Genomic DNA, 12,843 nt, shown 5'->3' with positions numbered 1-12,843 from the left:
ATTATAGGGTTGTGCATACTGCAAGAAACCTTGTGTGCCTTAAGCTACATATATACCTAGCTTAATATCATACAACTTTATGGTGCAGAAAACTCCTAAGCTCTTTGTAAATAAAAAATCTTAACGGTACAGCGAATTTGAGATTCTCGACGAACTAAACGGAGGTTAATGGACTTCAGCAGTCGTTTTGATTGCCTAAGCTTGCCATCATGGACTCAAAGCAATCTCCTGCTCACCTTGAGAGATATACATATAGTTCGGCTATGATTTACTCAGGGTTATCGTCATGTGCTGTATTCAGAAATAAGCTTTTTTATGCCATAGCTAGCCTTTCTTCAATTCAATTTTTAAGACCACCCCAAGTGTTGTACATTACATATAATCTGTCATGTCAAAATCTAATGAAATTAACTACATCAAAAATGTATCGTCCGCTGAGGGTATTGCTGTTGAGGAATTCACAAACTATTTAGAACAAAAACCGTTTTCTGATGCCCAATGCGGTAACTACTTAATTGATATTGGTCAAATGATGCGTTTTCTACCGCAACCTCCGGCACGTCTACTCGATATAGGTGTTGGCAGTGGTTGGACGAGTGATCTCCTTTGCCAGCGTGGATACGAAGTTTTAGGACTCGATATCAGCCCTGACATGATCGAACTTGCAAACCGACGTGCTGGGCCTTCCTTGCGTTTCCAGGTTTGCGACTACGAGGTAGATTCCTTACCTTCAGGCTTTGACATTGCAGTCATTTATGATGCTCTACATCATGCCGAAGACGCCTATAAGGTTATCAAGAATATCTACGATGCCTTAAATGAGAATGGTATTCTAATTACTGCCGAACCAGGAGCTGGACATTCTCAAACCGAAGATAGCATTGCTGTGATGAAAAAATACGGAACAACTGAGAAGGATATGCCGTTCTTGTTGCAGAAACAAATAATGCTAAAGGCTGGCTTTGGTGTTGTTGAGCAGTATGCCCGCGTTAACCAACTACCTTTATGCGACATTAGCACGCCTGAAGGTGCATTAATGCAACTTAAGCATAGTATCTCGCTTGCATACGAGTCCGTGAAAGGGTTAACCAGTATTGTTATTGCTCGCAAAGTGCCTGCCAGTGAGTTTCAGCAGACGAATATGGAGGAAGTGTCTAGCAAAATGCTATCTCTTATGGAAGATCATCGGCTACAGAGCTAGTAGTAATAGAGGAAAATTATTGTTGAGTAATATGTTAGGCAAGTTATAGGTGACTAGACTCCATCAATGCCAATCGTGACTCAGCACTCTTTTACTCTATTCATACTTTCCTGTTCAAAATCAAATAGAAATTTGAGTTTAATTTTTTTCCTATATTTTTGTTAGATAAATTCGCAGGAATAAAACTGTCTGCCCTACCGGGCTAAATCTAGCTAAACAAAGCTTGGTGATCAAACTTGCAGAGGCGTAGTCCTTTATAAATATTGCCTAAGTATGTCACTGGTCTGGTAGCCTGTCTTTCTCCAGCCAAATTGCCTTGCTTGCGCTTGCCCAGCATAGTGCAGGGTTTCCCAAAGCCTTTGATTATTAGCAATAGAAATCATTGCCTCGGTCAGCTCACCCACGTTGTAAGGATCAACTAGTAGCGCAGCCTCTCCAGCCACCTCCGGCAGCGATGATAGGTTAGACGTAATTACAGGGGTGCCGCAGGCCATCGCCTCTAAAACGGGCAGGCCAAAACCTTCCCAAAGGCTGGGAAACACCAGCGCGATCGCTTGGTTGATTAATTGAGGCAGCTGGTCGTAGGGAACGTAGGCCAAAAACTGAACGCGATTGCCCAGCCCCATCTCCTCCACCTGAGCTTGCAGCGCTGGCGTATAGCGAGGGTCCGGCGCTCCTGCGATCAACAGCTTAAAGTCGGGCAGTGCAGTCTGGGCAAAGGCTTTTATCAGACGGCCCAGGTTCTTGTAGGTGTAGTGGCTGCCTACGTAGAGGAAATAGGGCTGACGTGGCAGATCTAGCCAGCGGTAGTGCTCAGTATCGTAGGCTAGAGGCACGACCGTTGCTGCCTTGGGTAGTGGACCAAAAAAATGGTGGATATCGCGCAGGGTTGACTCCGAGTCGCAAATAATGTGCTCAGCCTGGCGAATGACCTGGGGCAAATAGTGTCGAAAGTACAGCGTCAGCGGCGACCCCTTTTGGGGAAAGTGCAGGGGAATTAGGTCGTGCACCGTCACCACCGTTCGGCACGATGACCAGAGCGGTGTTTCGGGAATGGGCGAAAACAGCAGTTTTGCCCCAAGCTGGCGATACAGCTTCGGCACCTGAAACTGAGTCCACCACAGCCGCCGAGCATGGCCCTGCTTGCCTGAATCAGTAGTCGCCCCCATGGGTGAGGGGAGATGGCGATGCCCGGCGATGGGGCGATCGCTGAGCAAACAACTATCTTCCCGCGACAAATGCTGAATTAGATTAAGCGCATAGACCCCCAGCCCTGTGGGCTTAGTGGGGACAAACGCCAAGTTAATCAGCAGTGAGGCCTCAGTCATGCCAGAGTCGTTTAAGATGTGTTCCGTGCCTACGAGCGGTTAGCTGATGCCTACCCATTCAACGTTTTCAGGTCGTGATCAACCATCGATTCGACCAGGCGCTGAAACGAATACTGGGGCTGCCAACTCAGCTTGGTTTTAATCTTGTCGATCGACCCTACCAGCTGCACCTCCTCATCGGGGCGATAAAACGTCGGATCAACGCTGACGTACTGCTGGTAGTCCAGACCCAGATAGCTAAACGCACAATCCACTAGCTCGCGCACCGAATGGGTCTCACCGCTGGCAATGATGTAGTCGTCAGGGCTCTCCTGCTGCAGCATCAGCCACATCGCCGTCACCACATCTTGGGCATGACACCAGTCTCGTCGGGCGTCTAGATTGCCCAGCCGCAGCTCCTTGGCCTGGCCGAGTTTAATCTGCACTGCCCCCCGGGTAATTTTACGAAAGACAAACTCGGCCCCCCGCCGCGGCGACTCGTGGGTATATGTAATGCCGCAGCAGGCATACAGATCATACTTTTGCCGGTAGTTCACCGTCATCCAGTGGGCGTAGGCCTTGGCCACGCCGTAGGGGTTGCGGGGCCTAAAGGCCGTGCGCTCGGTTTGAGGAGACTCATCGGGCTCGCCAAACACCTCACTGCTTGATGCCTGGTAAAAGCGGGTGCTGGGCTTGCAGCGCCGAATCGCTTCCAGCAGGCGAGATACCCCCAGGGCCGTGTACTCAGCGGTTAGGGCGGGCTGAGTCCAAGATAGGGGCACATAGCTTTGAGAAGCCAAGTTGTAAATTTCATCGGGCTGCGTCTGATCGATGGCGTCAATCAGCGAGAACTGGTCGAGCAGATCGCCCGATATGACTTCAATTTGATTCGAAAAATGGCTGATGCGCTCAAAACTGCTGGAACTAGAACGCCTGACCATGCCGCAGACCTCATACCCCTGTGACAGCAAAAGCTCAGCCAGGTACGAGCCGTCCTGGCCAGTTAAGCCTGTAATCAATGCTTTTTTGGCCATTGAAAATACTCTATAGGTCAAAGAGTTCAGCTTACCTATAGTAGTGAACGATAGGCCGCCAGGGTCGATTTAGCCGTACGAGTCCAAGAAAACTGAGCTGCCTGCTGGTAGCCCTTGGCGATCATGGTCTGGCGTAAGGGGCGATCGCCAACCACCCGCTCCAGCGCCTCAGCCAAGTCTTCTACGCTGGTAGGGTCTATTAACAGCGCCGCATCACCGGCCACCTCGGGTAGAGACGACGTATTGGCCGTGACCACCGGGCAGCCCAGGGTCATGGCCTCCAGCACGGGCAGGCCAAACCCCTCATAGAGCGAAGGGTAGGCAAACACATCAGCATTTTGGTAGCAGTAGGCCACCTCAGCATCGGAGAGATAGTCGAGATGACGAATGTGGTGCCGCCAGGGTGAGGCGGCGATCGCTTCAAAAATCGGCTCAAACTGCCATCCTTTCTGCCCCACCAGCACCAGTTGATGATCAATTTTGTGCTGAGTCTTCAGCCGATCAAAAACTTGAATCAAACGAACCACATTCTTGCGAGGTTCTAGGGTGCTGACAAAAAGAATGTAGGGGCGATCGCCCAAATCAACCGCTTCTACAACATCGCTACTTGCCTGAGCATCATCGGCGTAGCGGCTAGCTAAAGGTGTCACCCACACCAGCTCCGGCGGCACCCCCAACAGCTCCACAATGTCGCGCTTCGAGCTTTCCGAGATTGTCACTACTAGGTCAGTCCAATCCAAGCACTGCCGCACCCTCTGGCTGTAGGTGCGTACCACGGCAGTCACATATTCGGGATAGCGCAGGAATGACAGATCGTAAATCGTCATCACTCGCTGGCTGTGCCGACAGGGATAGACCGCATAGTTGGTGCCGTGGTAGACGTCGGGCTGACCAAATCGATGCTCTAGCTGTCCCAAAATCGGATTTCTAGGTGCCTGGGCGAGCAGATTAAGCAAACGCACCGGCAGAGGTAAGACGGCCACATTGTTATAGACTGCAAGCGCCTCAGGCAAAGCCAGATTCCCTCGTAGCCAGTTCTTCAAGCTGGGTTGATAAGCAACGCCGAGGCTAAAGTTTTCAGTTGATTGCAGCGATCGCAGAGCCCACAGCAGATTTAGTACGTATAGCCCCACCCCACTAGGCTTAGGTAAAACAGGGGTAGCGTCTACAACAACCTTAAACATATATAGGCCAAAAGCTACACCATCATAATTAATTAAAAACCAAAATATTTTATTTCCTCCTCGAACTAGTTCTGCGTTATCAGATTCTATATCCTCTAAAATTTTTCTTCCTAGACAGTCTTTTTCAGACACCTCTACGCAGGCAAATCAAGCACACTTGACAACTTATTCTATTGAGAACAATTTATCTCAGTGTTTGCGCCAGGGCGACTGTAACGTGGCATCTGCAATACCCGCTCATAAGCAGCATGGACCGCAGCGGAAGTCCTATCCCAGGAGAAAAATTGAGCCTGCTGCAGGCTTTTTTCCCGGCATGAATTACGGCAGACAGGCCCATCAACTTGCGTTAGCGCCGCCACAATACTTTCTTCATTAAGTGGATCAACATAGAAAACAGCATTTCCACCAACTTCAGGCATACTACTCGTATTTGACGTGATCACCGCCGCGCCAAATCCCATAGCTTCTAATACGGGTAAGCCAAAGCCCTCGTAAAGAGATGGATAAACAAATGCCCAGCAATGCCGGTAAAGCCATCGAAGAACAGCGTCACTAACGTAACCCAGAACATACACCTGATTCTGTAATTTGAGATCAGCAATATAAGTATTCAAATCATCTTCTAGCCAACCATTTGTCCCTGCCAAAACCAGTGGTTTTGGCAAATTTTGCTGGCCAACGTAGCGTTTGTAAGCTGCAAGCAATCGGCGCAGGTTTTTTCTAGGCTCTAAAGTTCCCACAGAAAGAAAAAAGTTTTTTTCCGTAGCAAGCTGTGGCACGGGTTCTTCAGGACCATGCACCGGCAGGCGGTTGCCCAAATGAGTTACTTCCACACGCTCCTCAGGAAAATGTGGAAAGTTTTCTAAAAATCTTTTCTTACTGTAATGAGAAATAGCGATTACCATATCAGCTAAAAGCGATGCTTCCAGCATTCCATTAAAACAAATGTGACGATTTTCTTCAGTAGTGCAGTCAGGTAAGTCAATAAAACTCAAATCATAGACAGTATAAACTAACCGGGCTTGGGGCAAGCGCGGACTCGAAAAATTATTAGAATGAATAATTTCAGGGAAACCAATTTGACTTTCATCAATTCCCCGAGGACTACTCCAAAAGCGAAAAGAGTCTTCTTTTCGCTTAAAATCCAAGGGATAAACACAATTCTTAAAGTCTAAAGACGAAATGTTCTCCCGATATTCAGGATCCCAATAAGTAGTGCCAAAAGTTTTATAAAGATAAAATGTGTCTTCTTGATGTTGGCTCACCATTTTTCTTATCAAAGCATCAGCATAAAAACCACAGCCAGTTCTTGTACTGCCAGTTTGGCTGATATCAAACCCTATTCTCATAACAAGCCTAACTATAAAGTAACTCTACTTCGCAAAAAACGGTAATAAGCAGCTACTGTCCAACGCAATATTTGCCAAACTGTCGAAGGTGAAACTGCAAAACTTCGCCACCGACGATAGCCATAAAAAGCCTCAAAGAAAAATGCATTAACGCGCTGTACTTGGACCCATAAATTGCGTGGATCACGCCCTTGAGATTTCTCTCGTTCTTCTGCCGAGACCGAAGCATAAGCTAAAACCCACCGTTCAGGAGACTTAAGAAACTTAGCTTTTAGCATCTCATTGATTTCATAGTGAACAGCAACCCTTTGACCTAAAGTTTTAGTATCCTGATAAAGTCGTGAACCAGCTAATAAATCTGGAATATAAAAGAAATCATTTTGCTTACCATACCGAAGCCAGAGCTCATAATCCATACAAAATTTAAGACTGATATCTAGGTCGCCATAGTTATCTACCATTCGGCGTCGAAAGAAGACAGCAGGCTGACATAGAAAACATATTTCTCTTAAACGAATATAGTTCCAAGGCTCGGTAGGATATGGCTCTATATAATTATCTTCTCTATCTATGTGATTGGCATTGCCATAGACTACGTTAACTTCAGGATAATTTAAAAATATATTTCTTACTTTCTTGAAAGCCTCAGGATAGTAAATATCATCAGAATTAATCCAAGCAATAACATCTCCTTTAGTAGAGCGAATACCTTTGTTTACGGCATCTGCTTGCCCACTGTCGGCTTCGCTAACCCAGCTTAAATAAGTCCGGTATTTATCTAAGATTTCTACCGTCCCATCGTTACTACCCCCATCACAAACCATATAATCAAATTCAACAGAAGTTTGAGACAGAATGCTCTGAATCGTCCGCTCAATAAACTGTCCCTGATTATAAGATGGGGTAATTACACTAAAGGTAAGAGTCATACCAATCTCCGAGGCGGTGATAAATGTGTCACAGCAGCTTTAAACACATCTAAATATTGTTCAGTCATGGAGCGTTGGCTAAACATTTTCAGTCGCTTCTGAGCGTGGCCTCTCAGTTGAGTAGTCAACGCATCATTGTGAGCAACAGCGGCGATCGCATCAGCAATACTTTCTGGTTTACGCGGATCAAAATAGACGGCTGCATCTCCACCAACTTCAGGTAAGCTTCCGATCGAACTGCAGGCAACTGGTTTATCAAACCACATAGCCTCTAGAAGTGGAATACCAAATCCCTCATAAAGTGAGGGAAATATCAAACCTTTGCAGCCTTGCCACACGGCAATTAATTCTACTTGGCTTAAAAAGCCTAAAAAATGGATATGTTTTTCACAACCTAGCTTAAACACTAATTCTTTAATTTCTCTCTGTGGCTCCTCTAATGCTCCAGTAAATACTAAGTTTACGACTGACTCTGGAAACTTTTTTTTATATATGGAGTATGCAGTTAGAAGCATACGATGATTCTTGTGAGGCCAGAAATTAGCAGGGAAAAAAAGATATTGTCGTTCTCCTAAACCTAACTGATTAAGAATAGTTTCAGCCAAGCCATTTGAAATTTTGGTCAGGCGTTCATGGATACAGATAGGAACCGATGTCAACCTCTCAGCATCCCCATTCAGATGGGTTAAGAAAGACTGGCGCGTAAACTCAGAAATACAAACAATCTGACTGGCCTTGTGCAAAAGATCTTTGAGAAACCGAGTCCGATGAGATCTTTCATCATCGCTAAAAAAAAATGGTAAATCCAAGTGCTGCAAATCATAAGCAATTGCAACAAGAGGCAGTTCAGGCTCCGCAAATGTTGGGGCAGAGAAAGGACAAAACAGCAAATCAATGTTGTAATTTTCTTGCAGGATTTTTGGCTTGAAGACCGAAGCAACCGCCTCTTGTATAAGCAGACCATTTCGAAACTCGTTTAGGTATTTTTTAAGAGGAAGAGCAAGTCTTGAAAACCGAAATGGAAGTTTTTTCAAAACGTATCTTCCACCGATAACAAATTTATTCAGTAATATCTTTAATATTTTTTTTGGCTTGGACTTGAGCGATGATAATTTGAGAAAGCCTAAATTGCTTTTGCAATCCTCTTTTGATTGATTAGACTCTACTGTGAGTGCAAAAAAGATGTCTGACTTTAGAAGACAGGTGATATTACTTGACTGAAATTCTAGTAGCTCTTGATAATTCCAAGATTCAGCAATTAAGAGATACTCAAAATCGTTCGACTGAACTAAAGAGAATTCCTTTAAAAGAGTTAAGATCAAAGTCTTAGCTCCACCATTTTCACCACCTGGACGAAGAGGTGTTAAATCGACAGCAACTTTGATAACAGAAGGTTTCACCATATATAGAAATTCTATTACTACAATTAACGGTATTCGTTTTATACAACCTTACTTTAATGAGGCACACAAGTTTACATCTGAAATGCTTGCTTATACAAAATTAGGTACACTTCGATGGCTCAGGAAACAATCTATCCTCCTTGAAAAAAGCTTTAAAGTTACTGAAGCTAGATCTCACCACGCTCCTCCTTAAGCCATCTAGTTAAAGCATCAATTTGATCTAGCCGCGCTTCGCGATCGATCTCAGATTCTTTTAATTTTTGCGTCAAAATAGTAACTTGGTCTAGTCGTTCAGCCCGATCTTTCTCCGATTCTTTCAATGCTTCAACCAAAGCCAGCTCTCGCTCTCTTAAGTCAAGCAGTGCCAACGTCAACCGACTATATGGATGAGCCAAGAGGGCATTCTCTATCGCATCAGAACTATGAGTAACCAAAGGTTCTTTAGAAGCAATCAAAAACATGTCATAAGCAGCAAAGATAGCAGGCTCAAAACAAACATATTTTAGGCCAACTTGTTCAAGGCATTTAGTTACAGATTTTTGATTAAATAAATACAAGTGTTCATCGACCTTTAGCTGCTCCAAAAACGGACTTTTAGATTCTTCTAAAAGCGGATAACTCATCCCCTCTTGAAACTCTGGAGTTTGAATTATCAGAAACCCTCCCGGTTTCAGTAAGTCAACGCAATGGCAAAGGGTTGCCACTGGATCAGGTAGATGTTCTAGCACATCCATTAGGGCTATCACATCTAAACTGTTTGAAGGAATATCAAGACCTTCAACCGGCCCTAAATACATAGGAATCTGAAAGGTATCACGGCCAAAAGACACAACCCATGGGCTCATCTCGGCTCCTGAAGCTTTGTAACCGGCCTGCTGCAGAAGTGCCACAAAACTACCGTGACCACAACCTAGTTCTAAAATATCTGCAGGTGGCAAACAATACTTCATCAGCGCCTTGAACCAATGAAGATTGCGCTCGGTCAAATCATTCCTTGCTCGCTCATAGACATCAGGATAACCAAAGTCTCTGTTTTGATGACCAAGCCAATATTGTTTACCATAAAAATCTGTTTCATCATTTTTGACGATGAGATAATTATCAGGCAATGAATTTTGAAGAACAAGTGTTTTACAAATTTTGCATTCACTATAATCGGGGCTAAACGCTGAAAATTCAGCACTCCCGCACCAGCAACTACGCATATCTTTTACCTTTCTTTTCTTGCCATAAAGACAGCGCCACTACAATCCTGCCAATCCAGTTCCATCTCTAACAAGCCTTCTAAAAAACTCCTAAAAGCAGCCGGAAAATTAGGATTAGATGATAAAAATGGAAAAATAGAGTCTCCTATTTCTCCTACATCTTTACTCTTAACATGCCAGATACCGTCCATCAAAAGAAAAAAGCCGCTGTTGTGCTTTGGCAGAATTGGGATATGTTCCTCGGGTATGAGCCCTGCGTTGATAAAGTGCTGCTGCCATTTATCTGGATGAAATGGGTTGGACAGATGATGATAAGTAGAAAAATCTTGCCTAAGAACTTGTGATGCGTTGCTAAAACCAGCCATCGAAACAAGATTAGGAAGTAAAGCCCATTGCTCATAACGATCAGTTACCACACTGCACAGCAAAGTACCCCCTGGCTTAAGACAGCGATTGACTTCTGCTAAAACCTCATCAATGCAATCCATATGCTCTAAAGAGCAATTAGCAAAAACATGATCAAAGATAGCATTAGGTTCTGGTATTTGGTGGGCGTAAGTAAGGTGAATGTTTTGGTAAACACCACTTCTCTTAGCTAATTCAACTGCAACTGGGCTAATGTCTACTCCAGTAACTTGATCAGCTCGTGGCCAGAGCAGCTCAAAATACTTTCCATCTCCACAACCCAGATCCAGAACATGGCCCGTTAGCTCATACTTTTGATATGCAGCATATTCCCAGGCACGCCAATGGCTCAAAGGAGGAACGTAAGGATAGAGCTGAGAAACTGCATCATAGCCTTGAAGCACCTCCTGCTTCTGCAAAATCAGAGTTCTCATATAACTTCTCCTTAAAGGTTAAACCAGCAAATTGATTAATTTCGAACTATTTAGGATTCAAATATCAATTTTCTTTCTCGGAGGACTGTAAGATACAAGTACTCCTTATGTCGCCTGGCAAGTCAGCAATTCCATGATGTGTTAGAACACTCACTCCATCCTTGGAAGCGAACCCAATTGTAAAAGAACCGGCATCAGGAAGGCAACAGAGCCTATGAAATTGGGAAGAGATTTCTTCATGGGAAACGTGTTCACGTTTTTGCCACCAAAAGTTTTCTAACGAAGCTAAGGCAATTTCAAAGGTATATTCGCCAGGCTGTAAATTTAGAGTTATTTTATGCTGACTCAAAATTCTACTACCAGTAACTATAGCTTTTGGCAGATCGTGGTTAACTTGCCAACTATTTTTGCCATGAACAATAATCCCGCGATCATTTTTTAAGACAACCCCACAAATAGGAATTTCTACAGCAGTTAGCAGCTCAAACTCGTAGTAAAAAATGGCTTCGTCACCCTGCCGAAAACTATAACAGGGTTGATTTTTGTTGTCGCACAAGATGATTCCTGTACAAATAGCACCTCCTTGGTTAACTTGATTTTTGCCTGACAAATCAAGGAATAATTCTCTAGGCGGCACAGAGAATTCCTGAAGGTCGAACGGCTGATGATGGTTTTCAGAAAGCTCAACGCTGTGCTTCTCCGACCAATATTGGCGAGTCGATTGATTTAGTAAGTAATACTTTTTAACAGCTTCGCTAGATGAGCCTATAAACTCTTGATTGCCATGATCGAGTAAAATAGCTCGCGTGCAATATTGTTCGATATCAGGCAGAGAATGGGAGACTATAAGCACAGCTGCGCCAGAATTTCTTAGCTGCTCGAGGCGGGAATAGCACTTTTGCCTAAAAAAGACATCTCCTACTGCTAAAGCCTCATCGATAATAACAATGCTCGCGTCAATATGAGCTTGCACAGCAAATGCAAGGCGCACAAACATACCGCTGGAGTATGTCTTGACCGGCTGATCGATGAATTCGCCTATATCAGCAAATTCCACAATTTCATCGTAACGACTGGCAATATCTTGCTTTGTTAAGCCTAATATGCTGCCGTTCAAAAAAACATTTTCCCGACCCGTAAAATCGGGATTGAAACCGCTACCTAATTCTAACAAAGCCGCAATTCGACCATTTACAGTTACAGCTCCACTTGTCTGAGCTAGAGTCCCAGCAAGTATCTGAAGGAGAGTACTCTTACCGCTACCATTGCGACCAACTATGCCAAATGTTTCACCCTTTTCGATTTCAAATGATATGTCTTTTAGCGCCCAAAACTCTTTGAAGTACTGTTTTTTGCTTCTACTAAGCATTTGGAGTAAACGATCTTGAGGCTTCTCATAGATCTGATAGCATTTGCTGAGACTGTTGACACTAATCGCCAAGTCAGAGGACATCAGAAAATCCTCTACGTACTTTTTGGAACCAAGCAAAGCCTAACCAACCTACAGTAGCTGTTAGTGATAAGTACAATACCCAAGCATGAAACCTAGGTACTTCACCCCACATTAATACTCCTCTAAATTGCTCAAGGGCAGGGGTAAGTGGGTTTAGAAGGAGTATGGGCTGAAAATTCTGCGGCAAAGCTGAGGCAGGGTAGAAAATCGGGGACAGAAACATGAGCACTGTGGTCATAATCGTAGTTACCTGCGAGATATCACGGAGATAGACCCCCAGAGCTGCAAAAAACCAAGTAAGCCCCATAGTCAAGAAAATGAGAGGTAAAATTATTGCCGGTAGCAAAATTATACTAATCTTGGGCAAACCGAACAGCACTATATAGAACACTAACCATACAATGATGCTCATTAGGCCATGGAAAAGAGCTGAGCCTAAAGTTACCCAGGGAAGTATCTCCAACGGAAAGACAACCCGCTTTACATAGTTAACATTTGACGTAATTAATCCAGATGCTCGATTTACACATTCAGCAAACAGGTTAAAAACAATCAGACCAGCAAAAAGAACTAGTGCAAACTCAGCTTTAGAATCGCTACCATTTCCCCATCTAGCCTGAAAAACAACGCTAAATACAAAGGTGTAAACGGCCAGCATAAACATTGGGTGGATAAAAGACCAAATTATGCCCAATGCGGATCCACGATATCGACCTACGATATCGCGTTGAATAAGGGAGCCGATGAGTTCACGGTGACGCCAAAAGCTTGCTACTAATTCATTGGGCGTAGAGCTAAACTGCTGCATCAGTCAAAAATAAATACTTCAAAGAACTCAGATGAGATAACAAGAACCTTATTAAGAAGATGAGGTTTTTATTACAAACCAAAAAACTGAATCACTCTCATTCCTCGTTTTGGTCGAACCATTCGTTGGTG

11 protein-coding genes are annotated in these 12,843 nt (G+C 44.3%); 1 reads left to right on the top strand and 10 read right to left on the bottom strand.

Annotated features, from left to right (window positions below):
* Positions 1-388 precede the first annotated feature (388 nt).
* The gene (locus tag NC979_RS02285) at positions 389-1,201 is read left to right on the top strand and encodes a class I SAM-dependent methyltransferase (protein ID WP_190523341.1); all 813 of its coding nucleotides are present in this window, start codon (positions 389-391) and stop codon (positions 1,199-1,201) included.
* 254 nt (positions 1,202-1,455) lie between these two features.
* Here the strand turns inward: NC979_RS02285 and NC979_RS02280 are convergent, their stop codons facing one another.
* The 10 genes from NC979_RS02280 to NC979_RS02235 form a co-directional block, all read right to left on the bottom strand.
* Entirely contained in the window at positions 1,456-2,529 is a 1,074-nt protein-coding gene (locus tag NC979_RS02280; protein WP_190523339.1) for a glycosyltransferase family 4 protein, read from the bottom strand.
* Between the two features lie 50 nt (positions 2,530-2,579).
* Positions 2,580-3,542 (bottom strand): GDP-mannose 4,6-dehydratase, encoded by a 963-nt coding sequence (locus tag NC979_RS02275; protein ID WP_190523338.1) that lies wholly within the window; start codon positions 3,540-3,542, stop codon positions 2,580-2,582.
* A 35-nt stretch (positions 3,543-3,577) separates the two neighbouring features.
* The gene (locus tag NC979_RS02270) at positions 3,578-4,726 is read right to left on the bottom strand and encodes a glycosyltransferase family 4 protein (RefSeq protein WP_190523336.1); all 1,149 of its coding nucleotides are present in this window, start codon (positions 4,724-4,726) and stop codon (positions 3,578-3,580) included.
* Positions 4,727-4,896: 170 nt separating this feature from the next.
* Positions 4,897-6,075 carry a glycosyltransferase family 4 protein gene (locus NC979_RS02265; protein WP_190523334.1) on the bottom strand — a complete coding sequence of 393 codons (1,179 nt, stop codon included), beginning with the start codon at positions 6,073-6,075 and terminating at the stop codon, positions 4,897-4,899.
* A gap of 11 nt (positions 6,076-6,086) precedes the next feature.
* On the bottom strand, positions 6,087-7,004 hold the full coding sequence (locus NC979_RS02260; RefSeq protein ID WP_190523332.1) for a glycosyltransferase family 2 protein: 918 nt from the start codon (positions 7,002-7,004) through the stop codon (positions 6,087-6,089).
* The gene (locus tag NC979_RS02255; protein ID WP_190523329.1) at positions 7,001-8,407 is read right to left on the bottom strand and encodes a glycosyltransferase family 4 protein; all 1,407 of its coding nucleotides are present in this window, start codon (positions 8,405-8,407) and stop codon (positions 7,001-7,003) included. The genes NC979_RS02260 and NC979_RS02255 overlap by 4 nt, the downstream gene beginning before the upstream one ends.
* A 167-nt stretch (positions 8,408-8,574) precedes the next feature.
* Positions 8,575-9,612: a class I SAM-dependent methyltransferase gene (locus tag NC979_RS02250; RefSeq protein WP_190523327.1), complete on the bottom strand. Its 1,038-nt coding sequence runs from the start codon at positions 9,610-9,612 to the stop codon at positions 8,575-8,577.
* A 5-nt stretch (positions 9,613-9,617) separates the two neighbouring features.
* The gene (locus NC979_RS02245) at positions 9,618-10,451 is read right to left on the bottom strand and encodes a class I SAM-dependent methyltransferase (protein WP_190523325.1); all 834 of its coding nucleotides are present in this window, start codon (positions 10,449-10,451) and stop codon (positions 9,618-9,620) included.
* Between the two features lie 64 nt (positions 10,452-10,515).
* Entirely contained in the window at positions 10,516-11,904 is a 1,389-nt protein-coding gene (locus NC979_RS02240) for an ABC transporter ATP-binding protein (protein ID WP_190523323.1), read from the bottom strand.
* Positions 11,894-12,712, bottom strand: a complete 819-nt coding sequence (locus NC979_RS02235; RefSeq protein ID WP_190523321.1) for an ABC transporter permease — start codon at positions 12,710-12,712, stop codon at positions 11,894-11,896. The genes NC979_RS02240 and NC979_RS02235 overlap by 11 nt, the downstream gene beginning before the upstream one ends.
* Positions 12,713-12,843: the final 131 nt, after the last annotated feature.

It is taken from the genome of Leptolyngbya subtilissima AS-A7 (assembly GCF_039962255.1).
GTDB lineage: Bacteria > Cyanobacteriota > Cyanobacteriia > Phormidesmidales > Phormidesmidaceae > Nodosilinea.
This window is presented reverse-complemented; position numbering and strand designations above follow the sequence as displayed.

Coding starts and splice junctions, on each gene's coding strand:
- NC979_RS02250 (WP_190523327.1), bottom strand. CDS start 9,612: ATGCGTAGTTGCTGGTGCGGGAGTGCTGAATTTTCAGCGTTTAGCCCC.
- NC979_RS02275 (WP_190523338.1), bottom strand. CDS start 3,542: ATGGCCAAAAAAGCATTGATTACAGGCTTAACTGGCCAGGACGGCTCG.
- NC979_RS02280 (WP_190523339.1), bottom strand. CDS start 2,529: ATGACTGAGGCCTCACTGCTGATTAACTTGGCGTTTGTCCCCACTAAG.
- NC979_RS02265 (WP_190523334.1), bottom strand. CDS start 6,075: ATGAGAATAGGGTTTGATATCAGCCAAACTGGCAGTACAAGAACTGGC.
- NC979_RS02270 (WP_190523336.1), bottom strand. CDS start 4,726: ATGTTTAAGGTTGTTGTAGACGCTACCCCTGTTTTACCTAAGCCTAGT.
- NC979_RS02285 (WP_190523341.1), top strand. CDS start 389: ATGTCAAAATCTAATGAAATTAACTACATCAAAAATGTATCGTCCGCT.
- NC979_RS02240 (WP_190523323.1), bottom strand. CDS start 11,904: ATGTCCTCTGACTTGGCGATTAGTGTCAACAGTCTCAGCAAATGCTAT.
- NC979_RS02260 (WP_190523332.1), bottom strand. CDS start 7,004: ATGACTCTTACCTTTAGTGTAATTACCCCATCTTATAATCAGGGACAG.
- NC979_RS02255 (WP_190523329.1), bottom strand. CDS start 8,407: ATGGTGAAACCTTCTGTTATCAAAGTTGCTGTCGATTTAACACCTCTT.
- NC979_RS02245 (WP_190523325.1), bottom strand. CDS start 10,451: ATGAGAACTCTGATTTTGCAGAAGCAGGAGGTGCTTCAAGGCTATGAT.
- NC979_RS02235 (WP_190523321.1), bottom strand. CDS start 12,712: ATGCAGCAGTTTAGCTCTACGCCCAATGAATTAGTAGCAAGCTTTTGG.